This window comes from Paenibacillus sinensis (genome assembly GCF_019904155.1).
Classification (GTDB): domain Bacteria; phylum Bacillota; class Bacilli; order Paenibacillales; family Paenibacillaceae; genus Paenibacillus_AQ; species Paenibacillus_AQ sinensis.
This window is the reverse complement of the sequence record NZ_JAHCMB010000061.1, coordinates 106,651-128,958: the sequence shown is the minus strand read 5'-3', so window position 1 is coordinate 128,958 and position 22,308 is coordinate 106,651. Positions and strand designations below refer to the sequence as shown.

Annotated in this window: 17 protein-coding genes; 15 read left to right on the top strand and 2 right to left on the bottom strand. The window is 57.7% G+C overall.

Annotation, left to right across the window (positions count from 1 at the left end; all coding sequences use genetic code 11):
• Positions 1–106: 106 nt before the first annotated feature.
• A complete protein-coding gene (asd, locus tag KIH86_RS08280; protein ID WP_223083093.1) occupies positions 107–898 on the bottom strand; it encodes an archaetidylserine decarboxylase in 792 nt (263 codons plus the stop codon).
• Between the two features lie 101 nt (positions 899–999).
• Positions 1,000–2,076 (bottom strand): YheC/YheD family endospore coat-associated protein, encoded by a 1,077-nt coding sequence (locus tag KIH86_RS08275; protein WP_223083092.1) that lies wholly within the window; start codon positions 2,074–2,076, stop codon positions 1,000–1,002.
• A gap of 374 nt (positions 2,077–2,450) precedes the next feature.
• Here KIH86_RS08275 and KIH86_RS08270 point away from each other — a divergent pair, with 374 nt between their 5' ends.
• From KIH86_RS08270 to KIH86_RS08200, 15 genes are all read left to right on the top strand, one after another.
• Positions 2,451–8,918 carry a WIAG-tail domain gene (locus KIH86_RS08270; RefSeq protein ID WP_223110376.1) on the top strand — a complete coding sequence of 2,156 codons (6,468 nt, stop codon included), beginning with the start codon at positions 2,451–2,453 and terminating at the stop codon, positions 8,916–8,918.
• 240 nt (positions 8,919–9,158) lie between these two features.
• Positions 9,159–10,085 carry a glycosyltransferase family 2 protein gene (locus KIH86_RS08265; protein ID WP_235775318.1) on the top strand — a complete coding sequence of 309 codons (927 nt, stop codon included), beginning with the start codon at positions 9,159–9,161 and terminating at the stop codon, positions 10,083–10,085.
• 180 nt (positions 10,086–10,265) lie between these two features.
• Positions 10,266–11,072 carry a glycosyltransferase family 2 protein gene (locus KIH86_RS08260; RefSeq protein WP_223083090.1) on the top strand — a complete coding sequence of 269 codons (807 nt, stop codon included), beginning with the start codon at positions 10,266–10,268 and terminating at the stop codon, positions 11,070–11,072.
• On the top strand, positions 11,069–11,803 hold the full coding sequence (locus KIH86_RS08255; RefSeq protein WP_223083089.1) for a glycosyltransferase family 2 protein: 735 nt from the start codon (positions 11,069–11,071) through the stop codon (positions 11,801–11,803). Before KIH86_RS08260 ends, KIH86_RS08255 begins: the two co-directional genes overlap by 4 nt.
• Before the next feature lie 51 nt (positions 11,804–11,854).
• Positions 11,855–12,586, top strand: a complete 732-nt coding sequence (locus tag KIH86_RS08250; RefSeq protein WP_223083088.1) for a sugar phosphate nucleotidyltransferase — start codon at positions 11,855–11,857, stop codon at positions 12,584–12,586.
• Positions 12,587–12,861: 275 nt separating this feature from the next.
• Positions 12,862–15,003, top strand: coding sequence for an alpha-amylase family glycosyl hydrolase (locus KIH86_RS08245; protein WP_223083087.1), 2,142 nt, complete (start codon positions 12,862–12,864; stop codon positions 15,001–15,003).
• A 171-nt stretch (positions 15,004–15,174) separates the two neighbouring features.
• Positions 15,175–16,209, top strand: a complete 1,035-nt coding sequence (locus tag KIH86_RS08240; RefSeq protein ID WP_223083086.1) for a LacI family DNA-binding transcriptional regulator — start codon at positions 15,175–15,177, stop codon at positions 16,207–16,209.
• A gap of 277 nt (positions 16,210–16,486) precedes the next feature.
• Positions 16,487–17,761 carry an MFS transporter gene (locus KIH86_RS08235; RefSeq protein WP_223083085.1) on the top strand — a complete coding sequence of 425 codons (1,275 nt, stop codon included), beginning with the start codon at positions 16,487–16,489 and terminating at the stop codon, positions 17,759–17,761.
• A gap of 248 nt (positions 17,762–18,009) precedes the next feature.
• The gene (locus tag KIH86_RS08230; RefSeq protein WP_223083084.1) at positions 18,010–18,237 is read left to right on the top strand and encodes a DUF1858 domain-containing protein; all 228 of its coding nucleotides are present in this window, start codon (positions 18,010–18,012) and stop codon (positions 18,235–18,237) included.
• 25 nt (positions 18,238–18,262) lie between these two features.
• Positions 18,263–19,531 (top strand): DUF438 domain-containing protein, encoded by a 1,269-nt coding sequence (locus tag KIH86_RS08225; RefSeq protein WP_223083083.1) that lies wholly within the window; start codon positions 18,263–18,265, stop codon positions 19,529–19,531.
• A gap of 244 nt (positions 19,532–19,775) precedes the next feature.
• Complete coding sequence (locus tag KIH86_RS08220) at positions 19,776–20,063, top strand: protein kinase family protein (RefSeq protein WP_223083082.1); 288 nt, start codon at positions 19,776–19,778, stop codon at positions 20,061–20,063.
• Positions 20,064–20,076: 13 nt separating this feature from the next.
• Entirely contained in the window at positions 20,077–20,430 is a 354-nt protein-coding gene (locus KIH86_RS08215; RefSeq protein WP_223083081.1) for a restriction endonuclease subunit S, read from the top strand.
• On the top strand, positions 20,427–20,729 hold the full coding sequence (locus KIH86_RS08210; protein ID WP_223083080.1) for a hypothetical protein: 303 nt from the start codon (positions 20,427–20,429) through the stop codon (positions 20,727–20,729). The genes KIH86_RS08215 and KIH86_RS08210 overlap by 4 nt, the downstream gene beginning before the upstream one ends.
• Before the next feature lie 5 nt (positions 20,730–20,734).
• Positions 20,735–21,157, top strand: a complete 423-nt coding sequence (locus KIH86_RS29475; protein ID WP_235775317.1) for a hypothetical protein — start codon at positions 20,735–20,737, stop codon at positions 21,155–21,157.
• 139 nt (positions 21,158–21,296) lie between these two features.
• Complete coding sequence (locus KIH86_RS08200; RefSeq protein WP_223083079.1) at positions 21,297–21,818, top strand: GNAT family N-acetyltransferase; 522 nt, start codon at positions 21,297–21,299, stop codon at positions 21,816–21,818.
• Positions 21,819–22,308: the final 490 nt, after the last annotated feature.

Below are 22,308 nucleotides of genomic sequence, written 5' to 3'. Positions count from 1 at the left end.
TGCTAACCAAGGAATACAGGATTACTGACGATCCCCATGCTAAAAAAGCCCCTCCGCTCTCCCGCAGGAAAGCGAAGGGGCTTCGTCGTATGCCCTCACAATAAGATTATTCGGGACGCCGCAGGAAACCCAGCAGTTCTCCCATCTTGACCTTGGCGCCATTTTCGAGCCCGGGACGGGGGGTGAAAATCCCGCTCTCTGTCAGCAGCACGACAGTTGATCCGAATTCGAAGTAAGCGAGATCGTCGCCGATCTCAAAGGAACGCCGGTTCTCGTCCGTATATTTGATGCTGCTGACATTCATTGCGCCCACCTTGGCGACGGCGATTTCTCCGGCGTTGTGGGCCATATAGCTGATCAGCCGCTCGTTGCGGCACAATACGCTCTTCATGTTCCTCATGCCGAATTCATTGACAGGGTAGCATCTGCCGCGGATATAATCGCTCTCCGTCAGCTTTCCGGTTACAGGGGAATGAATGCGGTGATAGTCTGTCGGACTAAGATACAGCACGAAAAAATAGCCCTTCTTGTACAGTTCCTGATGCGGCGAGTGATTCAGCAGCTCCTCCAGCTTGTAGTCCTGTCCCTTAACGTTAAGCAGGGTTCCCAATTCAATTGGCCCCATGGCCGTGATCAGCGCGTCGACGGGACTGGCTACGGCATCCGGCTCTTCGGTTACAGGCCGCATGCCCGGCTTCAGCCTCCGGCTGAAGAATTCGTTAAGCGAGGCATATTCAGAGGGGTTCTTCTCCGCCTGGGCAGCAGGGATCTGATAAGTGCGAATAAAGACCGGGATCAGAAGGCGGCTGAATCTGCTGTGGGAAAAAGCGCCCATCATGCGGGACAGCCACCGGTGCGAGGACAGCTCGGTCATCAGGCGCAGGAGTCGTTTAAGCATGCCTTGTCTCCCTTCCATCATGCAGCGGCCCGTGCTTCTCATAAGCGAAGCCGGGCCGCTCTGCATTATATTGACATAGAATAGGAGACAAATCAATAACGTTATTCCTTGCTTCCCTGATCCAGCAAATAACGCGCATACGCCATTGGCCGACGGTAACTGTCCTTCCAGGCGCCGCTTAATCCGGCCTTGTAGAAGCCGTACCGCTGGTCGCGCCCGTTGCATTCGATGAAGTACAGTCTGCCGTCCCGGGTAATCCCGATATCGAGGCCGACATCGGCAAGACCCGGCAGGCTCCGCTCCAGGGTGCGCACCACCCTCAGCGCCAGATTGGCGGCTCCCATGCGGTAATGGGCGGCTTCGCGGGGCGAGAAGACCCGCTCCAGCACGGACACCGCTTCCTCCGCTTCCCCGCCCCGGGCGATGTTGGAGACGAAGCTGCCGGGCGGAGCCAGCTTGGCGAAGAGGCCCGTAACCGCCCATTCTCCGCCAAAGCCGCGCTGGACGGTTACGCGCAGATCGAACGGTCGTTTCTCCGCTTCGGCCAGAGGCAGCCGCTCCTGAACGAGATAGGAGCCTTCATGGATACGAAGCAGCAGGGCTTGCGGCACTTCCAGTGAGGGAAGCCGCACATATTCCACGCGGCCTTTCGAAAGGAATTCCCAGATCCAGCCGCCGTCATCCCTTCTCAGCCGCATGATTCCTCTGCCGACGCTTCCCCTCCGCGGCTTGAGAATCAAATCCGAATGCCGCTCCAGCATGCTCCGCAGTCCTTCGATTCCGGATTCCGTATCGGGGAGATGGGGAACCAGACCGGGGTCGTTTATCAGCAGGCGGTGGATTTCGTCCTTGGGATAGCGTGTGTGAAGGTTAAAGACCCGTACGCCCCGTGCGGACAATCTTTCGGTCGCCGTGCTTCCCGGCGGGTAAATGGCCCGATTATGAATGACCCCGGGGATCGGGACGGCGGTCTTGACGAACCTGCGGGCAGTACGGATATAAGCAAGGCAGCGCCCGGAAGCGGGGTCCAGCTCGGACAGCTTCAAAAAGCATGCCTTCAGCCCATAAGCCGCTGCGCCTTTCTCATAGAGATCCAGGGACTCCCAGCCGGTTCGGCCCCGGGGAATTCCATCGTGTGCAGCCGCATTCAGCAGAATACCGACGAGTCTATGCTCCATACGTCTAACCCTCCCGGAGGTCTGTCACCGTTATACTTCCCAGCATATGCCGAATCCGCCCGCAGGCATGGACGAATGAGGGGGGCGGCTGCCTGTTTTGCGAATAATTGTGTTCGTTCATTATTTCGTTCATTAATGCCGTCGGCCTGTGATCCTGAAGACTCAAGGATTTTATTTTTGGCGATAACAAGCATTCATCAAAGCATGCGGACCCTGAGAGCGTTAGGGGTTGCTGCCGGAATATTTGGATGTTGGATGCGTCTGCACTGAATAAGTCTATATCGGTTCCCATCTTCCGGGAATGTCCGGTGTCACCTGCACGGGCGTCCGCATATGATGCATAGGCGATAACACAGCGGAGGGAGGGACTGCTTGTGAGCAGATCCAGGAAAAAACCGCCGGTCAAGGCGAGAAAAATTCATTATTTTGTGGATAACCCGGACATTACGGAACTTAGTATTCTGGAACCGAAGCCGATGCTCAAAAGCGCATTAACCGCCGCCGAATCGGCGGTGGAAGCCAAGCCGGTTCTGGAAGAGGAAGAGGGGATAGAAGAACTCCTGCTTCATGCTGCGGCAGCGGCGGAGACGGAGGCCGACCCGGCGGACAGAAATGCTCCGGACGGCGTCCTCCCCGGAATACCGGCAGACGCTATGCCGGATAGAGAACCTGCCGAGGCTGTCATGCACGATCTGCAGGCGGATAGCTCTTACTTCAGTCCAACGGAACGGATCAAACGGAGAGTCTATACCGACGACCTGTCGGATGGTGCGGTAACCGCACCGAAGATCGCTCCCCGGAGCATCGACGGTTCGAAGCTGAAGCACGGCAGCATCGGCTCGCTCTGGCTCCAGGATTATGCCGTACAAGGCATTCATCTCGCGGACAAGGCGATTACTTCGGCCAAACTTTCCGCAGGCTCGGTAACGGGCGAACATTTGGCCGACGGCAGCGTATCCGGCTCCAAACTGCTGGATCACTCGATCGGAGGCGAGAAGCTGAAGGAAGGCAGCATCGGACCTGAGAAGCTGGCGGACCGGATAATCGGAGCTGCCCATCTCGCGGACCGGTCGATCGAAGGCCGCCATCTTGCCGATTGCGTAATTACATCCGAACTGCTGGAAGACGGAGCGGTCACCGGCGACAAAATCGGCAGCGGCGCCATATCGGCCCGCCATCTGGAGAACGGCCTGATCGACCGCTCCAAGCTGTCCGATGCGGCGGTCGGCGGCGACATCCTGGAGAATGGCTCCGTTACGGGCGAGAAGCTGGCGGAAGGCGCCGTGAACAGCACCCATCTGGGATCAGGCGTCGTTGAGGCGAAGCATCTGGCAATCGGAGCCATTGGGCCGGAACAGCTGGCCGGACGGCTGATCGAAGCCAGTCACCTTCAGTTCGGAAGCGTGAGCAGCCGGCATTTGGAGGCAGGAGCGGTCGGCTCACGCGAGCTTGCCGACGAGGCGGTGGAGGGCCGCCATTTGGCGCAGGATGCGGTGAGCGGCTCTCATATCGCCGGCGGTACGGTTATCGGCCGTCATCTTGCCGATCACAGCATCACCTACGCCAAGCTGGCCGAAGGCGCTGTCGGAACAGCTCAACTGGTTGAGCAGTCGGTAACCTCGTCCAAAATCGCCGATCAAAGCGTGCTTGGCCACAAATTGGCGGATGAAGCCGTCGCCACCCGCCATCTCGCCAAATCGGCTGTGCGGGCTTCGCACCTGTCGCCGCAGTCGGTAGGGGCCATCCATCTTCAGGCGGATGCAGTAGGCGAGGAACAGCTTCGTCATGGATCGGTAGGATCGGAGCAGTTGAAGGAAGGATCAGTGCAGTCCCGCCACCTGGCTTCCGGCACGATTACCGGCGCGGAAATCGCTGCCGAAACGCTGGAGACCGCCCATTTGCGGCCGAGGAGCATTACGGCCGGCAAGTTGGCCGACGGCAGCGTTACGGCCGCCAAGCTGGGCGAGAAGGCAGTTGACAGCTCCGCTATTGCTCCGGGAGCGGTGAGAGGTGAGCATATCGCGTTCTGCGCTGTGGAGGAGAAGCATCTGGCCGACTCCAGCGTAAGCGCGCGGACAATCAGGGAATCGGCGGTCGATGCCGCACGTCTGGCCGACGGTGCGGTTGATACAAGGCATCTGCGGAAGAACAGCGTCGCCCCGCTTGCGCTGCAGCCCGGTTCCGTTACGGAGGAGAAGCTGGCGGCGGGAGCAGTCAAGGACGTTCATGTGGCTCCCGGAGCGATTCAGCCCCATCATTTGGCCGACCATGTCGTCACCTCACTGAAGCTGTCTCCTGAAAGCGTGACGAGCGACAAACTGGGAGACTTCGCCGTTACTACCACCAAGCTGGCCGATGGCAGCGTGGATTCCGGCAAGCTGGCGGCAGGCTCGGTGCAGGGCGGACATCTGGCGGCGGGCGCGGTCGGAGGCAACGCCATAGCCGCGGGGGCGCTGCGGCCCGAACATTTCGGTCCGGGCGCTATTGGAAGCGAGCATATTCGTCCACTGGCTGTGGGCAGCGCCCATCTCCAGCCGGGCTCCGTCGCTGCTGTTCATCTGCAATCCGGCAGCATTGAATCCGGCAAGCTGGCGGTCGGCTCCATCCTGCCAGAGCATCTGAGCGAAGGGGCTGTCGGAGCTGAGGCACTTGCTCCCGAGGCTGTGCAGGGCGGTCATCTCAGCGCTTGCGCTGTCGGCGGTGAGCATATCCGTCCTTCCGCAGTCGGCTCGCCGCATCTGGCGGAGGGCGCCGTTTCGGCCGAACACTTGGCCGACGGATCGGTCGGCAGCCGCCAGCTTGCGGCTGAGGGTATCCGGCTGGAGCATCTGGCGGAGGAAGTCCGTTCTTCCGAGCTGCTGCCGGATGACTCGCTCCCTGGCAGCAAGCTGGCTCCCGGAAGCATCGAGGGTGACCGGCTGGCGGAAGGCGCAGTCGGTCGGCAGCAGCTTCAGCAAGGAGCGGCAGACGGCACGAAGATCGCCGTCAATGCGATTCAGTCCCGTCATCTGGCAGCCGGCAGCGTGGTGAACACGCATTTGGCGCCGAATTCAGTGGGCGGCGCCCAGCTTCAGGAAGAAGCGGTTGGCGGAGCGAAGATCGCTGCCCATGCGGTCCAATCCCGCCATCTGGCGGCGGATAGCGTTAGAAATGCACATTTGGCGCCTGACTCGGTGGGGGGCGTTCAGCTTCAGGAGGAAGCGGTGGACGGGACGAAGATTTCCCCCAACGCGATCGAATCCCGCCATCTGGTCGCGGACAGCGTAGGAAATGCGCAGCTGGCATCGAATTCGGTGGGGGGCGACCAGCTGCGGAAAGAAGCGGTGGACGGCACGAAAATCTCCCCATATGCCGTCCAATCCCGCCATCTGGCAGCGGGCAGCGTAGAATACCCGCATTTGGCACCGAAGTCGGTCGGCGGTGCACAGCTTCAAGAGGGGGCGGTAGACGGCACGAAGATAACTTCCCGTGCCATCCAGTCCCGCCATCTGGAAGAAGGCAGTGTGCAGCATGCGCATCTGACTGCGGATTCGGTGGGCAGCGAGCAGCTTCAGGAGGAGGCGGTGGATGGAGCAAAAATCGCATCCTTCGCGATTCAGTCCCGCCATCTGGAAGAAGGCAGTGTGCAGCATGCGCATCTGGCCGCGGACTCGGTGGGCAGTGAACAGCTGCAGGAAGAATCGGTGGATGGAGCAAAAATTGCGTCCTTCGCCATCCAATCCCGCCATCTGGAAGAAGGAAGTGTGCAGCATGCGCATCTGGCCGCGGAATCGGTGGGCAGTGAACAGCTGCAGGAAGAGTCGGTGGATGGAGCAAAAATTGCGTCCTTCGCCATCCAATCCCGCCATCTGGATGAGGGCAGCGTGGAGACTGTGCACCTGTCAGCAGGGTCGGTAGGGGGCGAACAGCTTCAAGAAAATGCGGTAGACGGCATGAAGATCGCCTCCTTCGCAATCGAGTCCCGCCACCTGGAAGAAGGCATCGTGCAGCAAGTGCATTTGTCGGCGGGTTCGGTAGGATGCGAGCAGATCCAGGAGGAAGCGGTGGACGGCACGAAGATCGCTTCCAGTTCCATCCAGTCCCGCCACCTGGAAGAAGGCAGCGTGGAACATGCGCATCTGTCAGCGGATTCGGTGGGCAGCGAACAGCTTCAGGAGGAAGCGGTGGACGGCACGAAGATCGCTTCCAGTGCCATCCAGTCCCACCATCTGGGAGAAGGCAGTGTAGAGCATGCGCACCTGGCTCAAAGCTCAGTAGGCAGCGACCAACTGCAAGAGAATGCGGTGGACGGTACGAAGATTACCACCCAAGCGATCCAGTCCCACCATCTGGACGAAGGCAGTGTGCAGCATGCGCATCTGGCAGCGGACTCTGTGGGCACTGAACAGCTCCAGGAAGATGCGGTGGATGGCACGAAGATTGCCTCCTTTGCAATCCAGTCTCGCCACCTGGAAGAAGGCAGTGTGCTGCATGCGCATCTGGCTCAAAGCTCAGTAGGCAGCGACCAACTGCAAGAGAATGCGGTGGACGGTACGAAGATCACCACCCAAGCGATCCAGTCCCGCCACCTGGATGAGGGCAGCGTAGAGCATGCGCATCTGGCTCAAAGCTCAGTAGGCAGCGACCAACTGCAAGAGAATGCGGTGGACGGTACGAAGATTACCACCCAAGCGATCCAGTCCCACCATCTGGACGAAGGCAGTGTGCAGCATGCGCATCTGGCAGCGGACTCTGTGGGCACTGAACAGCTCCAGGAAGATGCGGTGGATGGCACGAAGATTGCCTCCTTTGCGATCCAGTCTCGCCACCTGGATGAGGGCAGTGTGCAGCATGCGCACCTGGCTCACGGCTCAGTAGGCAGCGAACAGCTTCAGGAGGAAGCGGTGGACGGTACGAAAATCGCTTCCAGTGCCATCCAGTCCCACCATCTGGAAGAAGGCAGTGTAGAGCATGCGCACCTGGCTCACGGCTCAGTAGGCAGCGACCAGCTTCAGGAGGAAGCAGTAGACGGCACGAAGATTGCTTCCTTTGCGATCCAGTCTCGCCACCTGGAAGAAGGCAGCGTGGAGCATGCGCATCTGGCTCACGGCTCAGTAGGCAGCGACCAACTGCAAGAGAATGCGGTGGACGGTGCGAAGATCACCGCCCAAGCGATCCAGTCCCACCATCTGGACGAAGGCAGTGTGCAGAATGCACACCTGGCTCACGGCTCAGTAGGCAGCGACCAGCTGCAAGAGAATGCGGTGGACGGTACGAAGATTACCGCCCAAGCGATCCAGTCCCGTCACCTGGAAGAAGGCAGCGTGGAGCATGCGCATCTGGCTCAAAGCTCAGTAGGCAGCGAACAATTGGCCGCAGGCTCCGTGTACGCGGAACATTTGACTGACAGCTCGGTGGAGAGCCGACACCTCACGGCAGGCGGCGTGAAGCTTCAGCATCTGTCCGCCGAGGTCCGTTCGTCCGATCTCCTTCCCGATTACTCCATTCCGGGCAGCAAGCTCGCTCCCAAGAGCATTGGTTGGGAGCAGTTGGCTGACAGCTCGGTAGGCGGAACACAGCTTCAGGAGGAAGCGGTAGACGGCACGAAAATCGCGTCCTTCGCGATCCAGTCCCGCCATCTGGAAGAAAGCACTGTGCAGCAAGTGCATTTGGCGGCAGATTCGGTAGGGAGCGAACAGCTTCAGGAAGAAGCGGTAGATGGCACGAAAATCGCGTCCTTCGCGATCCAGTCCCGCCATCTGGAAGAAGGCAGCGTAGAGCATGCGCATCTGGCTGCGAATTCGGTAGGCAGTGACCAGCTTCAGGTGGAAGCAGTGGACGGTACGAAGATCACCGTCCATGCGATCCAGTCCCGCCATCTGGAAGAAGGCAGCGTAGAGCATGCGCATCTGGCGGCGGATTCGGTAGGCGGAACACAGCTTCAGGAAGAAGCGGTAGACGGCACGAAAATCGCGTCCTTCGCGATCCAGTCCCGCCATCTGGAAGAGGGCAGCGTGGAGCATTCGCATCTGGCCCCGGATTCGGTAGGCGGAGATCAGCTCCAGGAAGAAGCGGTAGACGGCACGAAAATCGCTACCCGCGCCATCCAGTCCCGCCATCTGGAAGAAGGCAGCGTCCAGAATTATCATTTGGCAGAGGGGGCGGTCGGCAGCGAGCATCTGGCTCCGGATTCGGTCTTGGGAAGTCATCTGGCAGATGGCGCTGTCGACAGCCGTCATCTGGCGGCAGGAGGCATCCGGCTGGAGCATCTGTCCGCCGAGGTCCGGTCGCCGGAGCTGCTGCCGGATGAATCGATTTCCGGCAGCAAGCTGGTGCCGAAGAGCATCGGCGGCGACCGGCTGGCGGACGGCTCGGTTGGCTCATCGGAGCTGCGGGAAGAAGCGGTAGACGGCACGAAGATCGCGCCCTCCGCGATCCAGTCCCGCCATCTGGATGAAGAGATCGTGCAGAGCTGCCATCTGGCGACCGCTTCGGTCGGCCAGGAGCATCTCATGCGGGGAGCGGTAACTCCCCAGCACTTGTCCTTTAATCCGGTACGGGGCGCCGGAGACCGCACTACCCTTCAGCAGTTCGGTATGTCGGCCTTTATGTTCGCAGCCGGTTCCGACGAAGTGGATGTGTCGGTAACCTTCGATGAGCCGTTCGGCCATTCGGGATATGTCCTGGTTGCTATGACCAATCAGCCGTTCTTCCATGCTTCATTAAAAAGCAGGGGGGACGCCGACGCCATTATCCATGTCACCCGGCTCAAGGATACGTCGCATTTCTTCGGCGTCCTCTCCTGGATCGCCATCGGTTCTCCCGCAGCGAAGCCGGCCCCGATCGATCGGCTGTATGATTAAACTTGCGGATCGGAAGATGTTCACCCGATTCACGATAATGCAATTCAACTCAAGCGCAGCCGCGAGGCTGCGCTTTGCTGTGCTTGCGGCCCGGTTACGGCTCACGATGTGGAAGCGGGCGCACGCCGAAGCATTCGGCGGAGTTAGGTGTACAGGTAGACATCAGCCGTTGCCCCGTCCGTCCGGTGGCATACACTGTGATGAACCCCGCCCGGGGAATGCTCTGCAGGGGAGGAAGTGATGAGCATGAAATCAGCCAAGCGAACGCGAAGTCCGAGACACAAAGCTGCACCGATCCGTCGTACGCCGGCAAAATCGCCCGCTCTCCGCACCTTGAGCCGCAGACCCGGACAATCCGGAGCTAGACGCGCAGTCAAGAGCAAGTCCCCGCATATTCCCGTTCCTGCCGGACACCTGCCGGATGCGCCGGACGGCAAGGAGTCCCTGGTATCGGTCATTATCCCGGCTATGAACGAGGAGAGCACAATCGCCAAGGTCGTCACTGAGGCGCAAAGAGTCGCCCCGCGCTGCGAGGTGATTGTCGTCGTCAACGGCTCCTCTGACCATACGGCGGATATCGCAGCAGCTTCCGGCGCGCGAGTGCTTGTATACCTGGAGCCGCTGGGACATGATGTCGGACGCAGTGTAGGAGCGGAAGCAGCGAAAGGCGACATTCTGCTCTTCACGGACGGAGATATCGTCATATCCGCCAAACGGCTGTCTCCGTTCGTCAAAGCGGTCGGCCACGGCATTGATATTGCGTTGAACCGCTATTCAGGAGCGCTAAAGAAGCGGCGTCCTCATCCTGTTGTTCTTTCCAAGCATGCGCTCAATCTTCTGCTCGGACGTCCCGATCTCCACGGCTGCTCCATGACGACTGTACCGCATGCGTTGAGCCGAAGAGCGCTTGAGACGCTTGGCACGGGCATGCTGTCCTGTCCGCCGGCAGCTCAGGCCCGGGCGGTGCTGGAAGGACTTCGGGTAGAGGCGGTGCACCTGGTCCCGGTTGGGCGGATGAATGCCATACGCCGCAGAAAAGGCGGCCGCGATCCGCTGGCAGACATCATTGTCTCGGATCATTTACAGGCGGCTGCGATTTTGCTCGAGCGGCTTGGAGAGCGAGCCGGCTATCCGGATGGCAGACGTCGGCGGGAGATGGTGAGGTGACAGAAGATGAATACGATGCGAAGATCGCATGCGGCGGAACGCCGCCTAAGAGATCACAGGAGCGGCAGCGCTGGAACGCCCAGGACCGGAAGAAAACGTAAGGCTCCAAAAGCGGCGGTTATACATGCGCCGGTTCTCTCTCGCGCAGCGCATGAGAGAACCAGGTTGAAGTCCGGGACCATGACAGCAGCGCGCCCCGCCCCCGGCGCACGCTGGCGTCCCCCCGCTCGCCGGGGAACGCTGTCGGTCATCGTCTCGGCACAGAATGAGGAAGCGACTCTCCCGGCTGTGCTTCGTGAAGCCGAAAGACTGCTGCCGGAGGAATTGATCGTCGTACTGAACGGGTGCACCGACGAGAGTTATCGGCGGGCCCGCCAATCGACCGGTGCGATAGTGGTCCATTATCCCGATTCGGCTGGGCATGATGTAGGGCGCGCGATTGGCGCCAGACTCAGCCGGGGTGACATTCTGTTATTCCTGGATGGGGATATGGCGATTCCTGCTCCGGCGTTGGCTCCTTTCGTTACCGCCGTCGATGAAGGAGCCGACGTGGCGCTCAACGATTTGAATCCGCTGCTTCCCTCATTCGGACATACTGATCCGGTCACCCGCTGCAAGCTGTTCCTCAATCTTGCGATCGGGCGGCAGGATTTGGGGGCTTCCTCCATGACGGCCGTTCCGCATGCGCTATCCCGCCGGGCGCTGACCGTCATCGGACCAAAGACATTGACAGTTCCGCCCAAGGCGCAGGCAGCGGCCGTGCTGAACGAATTGATCGTGAAGAATGCCGCCTCTGTCAACGTAATCGGACGCAACCGGGTGCGAAGAAGCAATACGGGAGCGGGAAATGCCGTGGAGCAGATGATTCTCGGCGATCACGCCGAGGCGCTGGCCGAAGTTCTCGCCCGGGGCGGGGTACGAAAATTCCGCGAGGCGGGAGGCCCTGGCTTCCGAAGCCGGCTGGCCGCATGGAGGAATCAGCCATGACCACCAGCATAATTATCCCGACCTATAACGGACTGGGCCTCTTGAAAGCCTGTGTGGAATCAATCCGCTTCTATACGGCGGAGCCTTATGAACTGATTGTTGTGGATAACGCCTCGGTAGACGGGACGGCGGAATACTGCCGGGAGGAGCGGATTCCCTTTTTGTCCCTGCCGTTCAACGCCGGATTTCCGGCGGCGTGCAACCGGGGGCTGCTTATCGCTTCCGGCGACGAGCTGCTGCTGCTGAATAATGATGTCATGGTCGCGAAGGGCTGGCTGTCCAATTTAAAAACTGCACTGTACAGCGCAGCAGACGTCGGCATGGTCGGACCGGTAACGAATTACGCAAGCGGAAGGCAGCGGGTGGATGTCTGCTATAGCGACAGAGCCGGATTCTTTGCCGCGGCGGAGGAGGCGAATCGGCCCGACCCGTCCAAATGGCGGGAGACACGCCGGCTGGTCGGATTGTGCCTGCTGTTCAAGAGAGAAGTGCTGGACCGGGTGGGACTTCTGGATGAGAGGTTTTCCCCGGGACATTTTGAAGATGATGATTTCTGCCTGCGCGTACGGCTTCAGAGCTACCGGCTCCTGATTGCCGGGGATTGTCTCGTGCATCACGAAGGAAGCGCAAGCTTCCGGGAGGTCTACAGCGGCGGCTGGCAGGAACTGATCGAGCAGGGCCGCAGACGGTATATCGACAAGTGGGGAGTGGACCCTGCGCTGTTCATCTAACGGCGCGCCGGTCGTTCCCGGCATCACATCATAGATAGGGAGGAATGGCTTATGAAAGGAGTCATCTTGGCAGGCGGAACCGGAACGCGGCTTTATCCGCTGACCCGGCTCATGAACAAGCATTTGCTTCCGGTCGGCAGATATCCGATGATATGCTACGGGATTGACCGGCTGCGCAAGGCGGGGATCACCGACATTCTGCTGGTCATCAGCAAGCAGTCCGCCGGGATGTACACGGATTTTCTGGGGAGCGGCACCGCTTTCGGCGTGTCCCTAACATATAAAATTCAGGAAGCGGCCGGCGGAATCGCCGAGGCTCTTGAGCTGGCGAAAGGCTTTATCTCATCCGGGGAACGGTTCATCGTTCTGCTCGGTGATAATCTGTTCACCGAAGATCTCGCACCATATGTGGAGGGCTATTTGCGCCAGCCCGAGGGCACCGCCAAAGTGCTGCTCAAGCCGGTGGATGACGCCCGCAGGTATGGCGTTCCGGTCTTTGACACTACGGATGCCGGCTGGATTTCCCGAATCGAAGAGAAACCGAAGCAGCCGAAGAGCGAATACTGCGTGACCGGCATTTACATGTATGACGAAGCTGTATTCGATATCATCCGGCGAATCACACCCTCCAAACGGGGCGAGCTGGAGATTACCGATGTCAACAACCTGTATGCCGCAGACCGCAAGCTAAGCTATGATGTGCTCAAGGAATGGTGGAGTGATGCGGGGACATTCGATTCTCTGCGCGAAGCCGGAGAAAAGCTGAAGGACGCGCTGCCGTAAAGGCGGCGTGTTTTTCTTTATTCTCCCAAAATTAGGTATTGACTTGTATAAAGAATAGATGGTATTTTGTAGAAGGAAACCGGTTTCTTTCGAATGGTGTAAGAAAGCTGTAAGTTAACTTTTTCATGGAATGCAGCAACAACATGGCGGCTTGGAGGATCCCGGATGATCGGTAATTGGCAATGATGTGCCGGTATTCACAGGACGGCGAAGTTCGCAGATTCATGCAATCGTTTGCTTCGCTCGAGAAGTTCATTTTGAGAGGAGAGTCATGAATGAAATCGTATTCAAAAGTCTTGTCAGCTGTAACATTATCCATTAGTATGGCTCTGGTTGCCGCACTGCCTGCATGGGCGTCTCCGGATACCAGCGTAAGCAACAAGCTGGACTACAGCACGGATGTTATTTATCAAATCGTAACCGACCGTTTCTCAGATGGAGATTCTTCTAACAACCCGACAGGATCGGCATTTAGCAGCGATCATTCCAATTTGAAGCTCTACTTCGGAGGGGACTGGAAAGGAATCACCAACAAGATCAATGACGGTTATCTGACCGACATGGGGGTTACGGCCATCTGGATTTCCCAGCCGGTCGAGAACATCACCTCCGTCATCAACTATTCCGGCGTTAACAACACCGCATACCACGGTTATTGGGCCCGCGATTTCAAGAAGACCAATACGGCCTTCGGCAGCTTCAGCGATTTTCAAACCCTGATCGATACAGCGCATTCGCATAATTTGAAGGTGATCATCGACTTCGCCCCGAATCACACCAGCCCGGCTTCATCGACGGACGCCAGCTTCGCGGAGAACGGCGCTCTCTACGATAACGGTACACTGCTTGCCAAATATGGCAGCGACCCGAACGGCCTGTTCCATCACAACGGCGGCACCGATTTCTCCACAATTGAAAGTGGTATCTACAAAAATCTGTATGACCTTGCGGACATCAATCAGAACAACAACACAATTGACGCTTACTTTAAGGATGCCATCCAGCTGTGGCTTGGTATGGGGGTAGACGGTATCCGGTTCGACGCAGTGAAGCATATGCCGTTCGGCTGGCAAAAGAGCTTCGTCTCCTCGATCTACAGCAGCAGCCATCCGGTCTTTACCTTTGGCGAATGGTTCCTGGGCTCTAACGAGACAAGCTCGGACAATATCAATTTTGCCAACAACAGCGGTATGAATCTGCTTGACTTCGCTTACGCCCAGGAGGTACGGGAAGTATTCAAGGATAAATCGGAAACGATGACTGACCTGAACAACGTTATTAACAGTACCGCATCCAGCTATAACTACATCAATAACATGGTCACCTTTATCGACAATCATGATATGGACCGCTTCCAGGTTGCGGGCGCCAGCACCCGGCCAACCGAGCAGGCGCTTGCGCTGACCTTGACCTCGCGCGGAGTTCCGGCGATTTACTACGGCACGGAGCAGTATATGACCGGTGTCGGCGATCCGAACAACCGGGCGATGATGACGTCGTTTGACAACACAACAACGGCTTACAAGGTAATCAAGGCGCTTGCGCCGCTGCGGAAGACCAATCCGGCTATCGCTTACGGAACAACCACCCAGCGCTGGATGAACAATGACGTATACATTTATGAGCGGAAGTTCGGCAACAGCGTCGCTCTGGTTGCCATTAACCGCAACACGACGACGTCTTATCCGGTCTCGGGTCTGCTCAGCTCGCTCCCTGCGGGCACCTACACGGATGTCCTCGGCGGACTGCTGAACGGCAACTCCATTAGCGTCAGCGGCGGCGCCGTCAGCAACTTCACACTTGCGGCCGGCGGAACAGCGGTATGGCAGTACTCCACATCCGAGACGACGCCGACTATCGCCAATGTCGGTCCGACTATGGGCAAGCCAGGCAACACCATCACCATTGACGGACGCGGATTCGGCAGCACAGCCGGCACTGTCTACTTTGGCACAACGGCTGTTACCGGCTCGAACATCGTAAGCTGGGAAGATAGCGAAATCAAAGTGAAGATACCAAGCGTGGCCGCAGGCATTACGACTGTTAAAGTAGCCAATTCTTCCGGCACGACCAGCGCCGCGTTCAACAACTTCAACGTGCTGACCGCGGATCAGGTTACCGTTCGCTTTAAAGTCAACAATGCCACCACCTCCCTTGGAACCAGTGTTTATCTGGTCGGCAGTGCCGCCGAGCTTGGCGCCTGGAGCACAGCCAAAGCGATCGGTCCGATGTACAATGTGGTTGAAGCATCTTACCCGACCTGGTATTTCGATGTCAGCGTTCCGGCGGGTACGGCACTGCAGTTCAAATTCATCAAATCCAACGGCACTACGGTAACATGGGAAGGCGGCAGCAATCATACGTATACCTCGCCGACCAGCGGCGTTGGAACGATATCGGTTGACTGGCAAAATTAACAACGTTAACTCGTAGGTATTGATTCAGAGCACGGAATCTGGCGCTGCCCGTCCCCCGGGGGAGAGCCGAGATTCCGTGCTTTTGGCGTTTGGAGCGGAATTCCGGCTTTTCGCTCTCCCTTCCGATCAAGTATAATTGGACAAACCTGGAATGCTGGAGGACCCAAGCCGATGAAAGTAACGATTAACGATATCGCCAGAGCGGCGAACGTAGCCAAATCAACTGTATCCAAAGTTCTGAACGATTCACCGACTATATCGGAGGCTACCAAGGACAAAGTCCGGGCCATCATGCTGGAAATGAATTACGAGCCGAGCAGCTTCGCTACCCGGCTGGCCAAGCAGAAATGCTATAACATCGGACTCATCATCGACCTTTCACGCAAAAGCGATTTCTTGAATTACTCCTTCTACGATATTATCGGCGGTGTTGAGAGCGTCATCGGACCGCTCGATTATGAGCTGACGATCTGCAATATTGAACATATCGGACGGGACCGGTTCTTAAGCCGCTTCGTGCTTGGCCGCAAAGTGGACGGAATAATTTTGGACAACTCAATCCTGACCCCAAAGCTGGCGCAAGCGCTTAACGAACGGAACTTTCCTTATATCGTTATTGGAGAACTGCCGGGAGTCCGTCCCTTGAGATGGGTCGATATCGACAATCGCAGTGGAGCCGCGACTCTGACGAAGCATTTGCTCGCCCGAGGTTACCGGAGCCCCGCATTTATCGGCGGTGAAGAGTGCGACCCGCTGTTCGGCGCGAGAGTAGCGGGCTTTCGGGATGCGCTGCCGCATATAACAACCCCGGTTGTGTTCCCCGGCTACGCCAATGAGGCCAACGGGCGCAAGCTCACGCGTAAGCTGCTCTCCCTTAGCCAAGCTCCGGACTCGATTGTCTGCGTGAGCAACCTCGTGGCATTTGGCGCACTTCAGGAGCTTGGCGAGCGGGGGATCTCGGTTCCCGGCGACATCGGGATCGCCACCTTTGACAACAGGCCGCTTGCTCCGTATACGACGCCTCCACTGACCTGTCTCGACATGGATACGTTCGCGCTTGGAGTCGCAGCAGGAGACATGCTGATGGCACGGATTAACGAGCCGAATGCCGTTCAGGCGGAGGGGCACCGCTGGGTGGAGCCGAAGCTGGTTGTCCGCCGGTCCACTGCATTGCAAGGATCAGAATGGACAATCGGAGAGTCTTAATCAGGATCGCGGCTAAGGTACAGAAGTTAATCGAGTCTATTCATTTCGGAACAGCCCGTATACAATAGAAATAATTGACAACGGAGGTGCTTGATTATGTTAAAAATCCAACAGCGCAGCATGGCTTGTATTTTATCGTATTCACAGCTTGGTAACGAAGAAGGGTATGAAAAAGCGGCAGTGCGGTCCGGACAGCTTGACTGATTAGTGAGATTCGAATAATCAATCAACACAATTGTCAGAGGTCCGCCTGCCAAGATGGAGAGGCGGAATAGGAATGCGGCATTCGCATGAAGCGGCCCGGGTTTACACCCGAATGAAGTTTTTGACTTCCCTGGCGGGAAGCACGATGTTTACAACCTATACGATTTATTATGTCAAAGAGCTCGGGTTTACTCCCCTTCAGCTGATGCTGATCGGGACGGCGCTGGAGCTTACGGTGCTGATTTTTGAAGGTATTACTGGAGTTGTTGCCGATACCTATGGACGCAGACGCTCGGTGATTATCGGCATGTTCATTCTTGGCGGAGGCTTCACCCTTGAAGGAAGCGCCGTCTGGCTGTCCGGAGGGTCTGCCATGCTTCCGGCATTTGGCATCATTCTGGCAGCCCAGCTGCTGTTCGGGATAGGCTGGACGTTCATCAGCGGAGCGGATACGGCCTGGATCGTGGACGAAGTCGGCGAGCAGGAGGCTGGCGGGCTTTTTATGCGCGCTCAAAAAATAAATCTGGCCGCCTCCCTCGCCGGCATCGGCATCAGCGTCGGTCTGTCGACACTGATGCCCAATCTGCCTTATCTGGCTGGCGGTATGCTGTATTTGATTCTTGGCGTCTATCTTATCGCCAGAATGAAAGAAACGGGGTTTGTTCCGCGAACCGAAGGCCGGGGAGAATCGCCTCTGCGCGAGATGCGAAAGGCCTGGCTGGACGGCGCTGCCGTGGTGCGCCGCAGCCCGCTGCTGATCGCCATGGTGGTAATAACCGTCTTCACGGGCGCCGCCTCGGAAGGGTATGACCGGCTGTGGGAAGCCTATATGATGAACGGCATCGGCTTTCCGGCGGGGCCGATAACGCCGGCGCTCTGGTTCGGCATCTTCAGCGCAGCAGCCACGCTGTTCGGCATGGCAGCCGTACATGCTGCCGAGCGCAGAATCGACACGAACAGCGGGCGTACGCTGTCCATCTCCTTATTGCTGCTGACAGCGATCCGCGCGCTGGGCATAACGGGACTGGCGCTGTCGCCATCGTTCGGCGGTGCGGCTGCGGCGGTGCTGACGGTCAGCATCGCTTCAGCGGTGGCCGAGCCGCTGTACGCCACCTGGCTGAACCGGAATCTGGAGAGCCGCACCCGGGCGACCGTCCTGTCGATGGTCAGCCAGGCCGATGCCTTCGGGCAGAGCGCAGGCGGCCCGGCGGTCGGCTGGATCGGCAGCCGGTTCTCCATTCGGGCTTCACTGCTGGCGGCGGGTGTGCTGCTGCTCCCCGTGCTTGGCGTATTCAGCCGGGGGATCAAGGACGCCGGAGCCGACGCCTTGAACCGGAAGGCGGGCTGATCCCGGGGCAGTGAGCTGTAAGAGGATTGCAACGCGAGCTTAAATTCAGAAGCCTCCAAGAGAGAATGGCCTTGCCTAGATGACTGGGCGGCGCTCTTGGAGGCTTTTTTTGCGTGATGATTAATTAAAATTTAAACTTTGTGATTGCAATCACAATCCGGGCTGAATGCCCGTGTTACTCTGTTGTTGAGAATAGTTATCAGTTGATTAGGATCAAGAATCAGAGACGGCAAGGGAGCGTAGGAATCATGGACAAAACGATGCGCATGGATGAAACGGTGTATGACCTGGCCACCCGCTGGCCGGAAACGGTGGATATCATGGTTGAGCTGGGCTTCAAGGATATCGCCAAGCCGGGCATGCTGCAGACAGCCGGACGGTTCATGACGTTGGAGAAGGGAATCAAGCTGAAGCGGATGGATGCGGACACCGTCAAGGAGGCGTTCCGGCGCCGCGGGTTCAGCATTTTAGCATAGAGAACTAGAGAAGGAGTGTGTAATCATGAGCGAACTCATTAACAACCGCGAGGCGCAGGCGCCGGAGCGCAGCGAACGCCAGCAGATGCTGATGGACATCATCAAGGAGCTGCACGCTGGCAAGGATGTAGAGGAGGTCAAAGCGCGCTTCCAGGAAGCGACCCTTAATGTATCGGTGTCGGAAATTTCGGAGCTGGAGCATGCGCTGATGACCGAGGAAGGCATTCCGGTATCCGAAGTTCAGCGTCTGTGCTCGGTCCATACGGCCGTGTTCAAGGGCTCGATCGAGGAGATTCACCGTTCGTCAAACCCCGAAGAACAGCCCGGACATCCCGTGCATACCTTCAAGCTGGAGAACCGGGAGCTGGAGAAGCTGACGGGATTTCGTCTGGAACTGCATAAGGATAAGTTCGGACATGACGACAGTCCGGCTGTCATTTACAAGCTGCTGGAGGACTTGAATCTTCTGATGGATATCGACAAGCATTACAGCCGCAAGGAGAACCTCCTCTTTCCTTATCTTGAAAAATACGGCGTGTACGGCCCGACGAAGGTCATGTGGGGCGTCGATGACAATATCCGCAGCGCGATCAAGGATGCCAAGGCGATGCTGACCACTTATGAAGGCGGACGTGAGGAAGTTATAGCCGCGCTGGAGCTGATCATCAAGGAAGTTAACGAAATGATTTTTAAGGAAGAAAATATTTTGCTGCCGATGGCGCTGGAGAAGCTGACCGAGGACGAATGGGTCAAAATCGCCGGGGAGAGCGAGAGCATCGGCTTCTGCCTGACTGCGCCGGAGAAGGAATGGATTCCGGAGCGGGCGCCGGAGCCCGCAGTCTCCACGGATTCGTCAGCTGGCACCGGAGCCGGGGCCGAAGCGCCTCAGGGCTTTATCCGTTTTGAGACAGGAATCGTGTCCGTACAGCAGCTTGAGCTGATTCTGAACCATCTCCCGGTCGATATTACCTTCATCGACGAGAACGATGTGGTCCGGTATTTCTCGCATGGCAAGGAACGGATCTTCGCCCGTACGAAGGCGGTTATCGGCCGCACCGTGCAGAACTGCCATCCGCCGCAAAGTGTGCATGTGGTGGAGAAGCTGCTGGAAGACTTCAAATCCGGACGCAAGGATGCCGAGGATTTCTGGATTCAGATCAAGGATAAATTCGTCTACATCCGGTATTTTGCCGTCCGGGATGAAGAAGGGCGCTACACGGGAACGCTGGAGTTTACGCAAAATATCGCGCCAATCCGGGCCCTGGAAGGCCAGAAGCGCATTATGTCGGAATAACCCCCTCAAATGAAGAACCAACCGGCTGCCTGCGCGAGCGATGGGAATCGCTCACGGGCGGCCTTTTTGCATGGTCCGGGAATTCTGTGCTGCGGTTTTTTGGCGCTACTTGCATCCCGGCCAACCCCGCCAACAGGTGAACGCCCGTTTCATCACGGCCTTAAGATTCGGAGCTTATCTGTAACCGGCCGGGCTTTCGGCGCATATGCTGATGCAGGGCGCCTAAAGCAAAGGAGACATGACCATGCAGAACCATATCACCAAAATACTGGAGCACATGGCCCATTCCCACGAACAGATGGCGCGCATTCTTGACGCCGAGCGCCATGTGGCCGTCCGCATGGCTCAAATCGTTCATGACCTTCCGGATGCGGAGCCCGACTTCGGAGGGACTGAAGGCGTCATTGAAAGCGCGGGCCGTGTGAACAAGAACATTATCTCCTATCTTAATGCTTTCGCGGATTTGCAGGAGGCGATGGCCGAACAGATAGGGAGAGTAATCAAGGAAATGCAGGGTCAGGAAGAAGAATAGCGGGAGGCGGATGATGAGCAGAGAAGAATCGTATCTGAAGATGCTGGAGTCGACCGCCGCGATCCAGTGGAACATCGCAATCATCCTGGAAGCCAAGGCCGTGGAGGCGGAGAAGGTCAAGCAATGGGCGCATCATCACATGCATCCCCGGGCCTTCGAAACGCATGAGGATCAGCTGAAGGAATCTCTCGCGATGCATGATGTCATTGTGGAGCTGGTTGAAGGACTGACCAAGCTGGAGAACGGCCTCTGCAGCAATTTGAAGGCCGTGCTTGACACGGGCGAGGAAGACGGCGGAAGCGGCGACGACGGTGAAGGCTTTGGTGGATTGTCTGACGGCTTCAGCTTAGGAGACAACGACAAATGAGCGCGCCGCAGCTCTCGGAACAGGCTGTGAAGCTGGAAATGATCCGCTCGATCGCCAGGAGCCAGGCAGCGCTCGCCGCCATTCTGGAATCCGTGGCGGAGGTGACCGGCCATTCGGAGCTTGCGGCCCGCAGGTTGTGCGAGAATGTCAGGGTGCTCAGTGAATACCAGAGTGCCATGTGCCGGATGATGTCCGGTATTTCGCTGCCGAGACCCAGGGAAGGAGAGCCTTCTTCCCCGTGGCTGGCTCAGGCCACCCGCATAGGTCCTGCGCGGCAGCTTGACGTACAGAAGGGGTGACAGGGATGAAGACGAAGAGAACAGGCCGGAAGAAGTCGCTGAAGGGGAAGAGAACCGGCTCACGCCGGGTTCTGCTGACGCGCAAGGCCAGACTGCGCAAGGCCCGCAAAGGGGCTGCGCATAAGGTGCGCAAAGGAGTGGGCAGGAAGCGTTCGGCCATCCGGCTGCGGAAGAAGGGGCTGAAGCTGCGCCGCGGCAAGCATCGCCGCCGGATCGCGGCTGTCGCGACGCCGCCCAATCCGCCGGCCCCGCCCGAGCCGGCTCAGCCTGAAACGGTATTGGTGCCGCTTCCCGCCGATCCCGGTGTCCCTCCGGAGACGGCGCCGGCAGACGCCTACCAGCAGGGCTTCAATGAAGCCTATGATATCGGCTTTGACACCGGCTTTGCAAAAGGCTTCGAGGATGGTCATAAGCTGGAGTTCGGATAAAATCGACAGGCGGCAAAGAACTCTTCTTTGCCGCCGCGTTCCCCCGCCGGATGCTTCATCTTGCACCGCCTTATATGATAGACTATCAGAAGCAGAGTCATAGACTAGGCAACTGGCAGAAGGGCGGTTAAAGACCAATATGGAGAACGTCATCAGACAAGGAAGAATGGACGATTTGGAGCAGATCATGGCTTTGATCGCCGAATGCGTGCGCGTGATGCGGGAGGGCGGCAGCGACCAGTGGAATGAAAGCTATCCGAACCGGGAGGTCATAGCCGAAGATATCGAGCAGGGAACGATCTATGTGCTCGAGGACGACGGCGCGCCTGCCGGCATTATCGTTCTGGACGAGAACGAAGCTGAGGAATACAAATCGATCGACTGGGTACATAAGGAAGGCCGGTACCTGGTTATGCACCGGCTGGCGGTTCACCCGCGAATTCAGGGCAAAGGCATTGCCCGCCGCCTGCTCGCATTTGCCGAGGATCAGGCGGTCCGCGAAGGTTATTCCAGCATCCGCATGGATACATACGCCAAGAACGACAGAGCGCTCGGACTGTATCTCCGCCTGGGGTACGAGACTCGGGGCGAGGTCCGGTTCCCGGGCCGGGTTGCAAATTTTCCGGTAATGGAGAAGCTGCTGAAGCCTGTGGAGGACTAATGTTCTCCCAATGTAAGCAGTTGCAATGAAATCGTGAGCAAATTGTTAAATTTGCGTAAAAACGTAAGAACGAATGGGCTAGTTTCTGCTATTATTCGTAAACAGGAAAATAGCGCGATTTAGCCCATTTCCGCGCGTTTTCCATATTCAAATGCACGGACTATAATAAAGACATCACCAGATGAGCTGGCCCGAAAAGAAGAAGCCGGATGGATAACGCTCTGAAGCGAAGGTTTCAATCAAATTCAGCGGCCAATCGTCTTTCAGTCAAGCGCGGAAGGTGATACTCCAAACTCCTTAACAAAAAGGAAGGGAGAGAGTTCCGATGGGCTAGACATGCGGTGCATACCTGATCCAAGGGATTAAAGCGCTGAGGATCAACGGCCTTTAAGAAGACCGGTAGGTATGGATCGGACCCAAAGGTAACCTGAGCAAGGAAGAAGGCTATTTCAAAGTAGGACAAAAGTCCCTGTGAGAAAGGAGCAGGATT

Bases quoted from the DNA above. Each gene is read 5' to 3' on its own strand.
- KIH86_RS08230 (WP_223083084.1), top strand. From the start codon at position 18,010: ATGGACAAAACGATGCGCATGGATGAAACGGTGTATGACCTGGCCACC.
- asd (WP_223083093.1), bottom strand. From the start codon at position 898: ATGCTTAAACGACTCCTGCGCCTGATGACCGAGCTGTCCTCGCACCGG.
- KIH86_RS08260 (WP_223083090.1), top strand. From the start codon at position 10,266: ATGACAGCAGCGCGCCCCGCCCCCGGCGCACGCTGGCGTCCCCCCGCT.
- KIH86_RS08265 (WP_235775318.1), top strand. From the start codon at position 9,159: ATGAGCATGAAATCAGCCAAGCGAACGCGAAGTCCGAGACACAAAGCT.
- KIH86_RS08275 (WP_223083092.1), bottom strand. From the start codon at position 2,076: ATGGAGCATAGACTCGTCGGTATTCTGCTGAATGCGGCTGCACACGAT.
- KIH86_RS08220 (WP_223083082.1), top strand. From the start codon at position 19,776: ATGCAGAACCATATCACCAAAATACTGGAGCACATGGCCCATTCCCAC.
- KIH86_RS08210 (WP_223083080.1), top strand. From the start codon at position 20,427: ATGAGCGCGCCGCAGCTCTCGGAACAGGCTGTGAAGCTGGAAATGATC.
- KIH86_RS08240 (WP_223083086.1), top strand. From the start codon at position 15,175: ATGAAAGTAACGATTAACGATATCGCCAGAGCGGCGAACGTAGCCAAA.
- KIH86_RS08200 (WP_223083079.1), top strand. From the start codon at position 21,297: ATGGAGAACGTCATCAGACAAGGAAGAATGGACGATTTGGAGCAGATC.
- KIH86_RS08235 (WP_223083085.1), top strand. From the start codon at position 16,487: ATGCGGCATTCGCATGAAGCGGCCCGGGTTTACACCCGAATGAAGTTT.
- KIH86_RS08255 (WP_223083089.1), top strand. From the start codon at position 11,069: ATGACCACCAGCATAATTATCCCGACCTATAACGGACTGGGCCTCTTG.
- KIH86_RS08250 (WP_223083088.1), top strand. From the start codon at position 11,855: ATGAAAGGAGTCATCTTGGCAGGCGGAACCGGAACGCGGCTTTATCCG.
- KIH86_RS08215 (WP_223083081.1), top strand. From the start codon at position 20,077: ATGAGCAGAGAAGAATCGTATCTGAAGATGCTGGAGTCGACCGCCGCG.
- KIH86_RS08245 (WP_223083087.1), top strand. From the start codon at position 12,862: ATGAAATCGTATTCAAAAGTCTTGTCAGCTGTAACATTATCCATTAGT.
- KIH86_RS08225 (WP_223083083.1), top strand. From the start codon at position 18,263: ATGAGCGAACTCATTAACAACCGCGAGGCGCAGGCGCCGGAGCGCAGC.
- KIH86_RS29475 (WP_235775317.1), top strand. From the start codon at position 20,735: ATGAAGACGAAGAGAACAGGCCGGAAGAAGTCGCTGAAGGGGAAGAGA.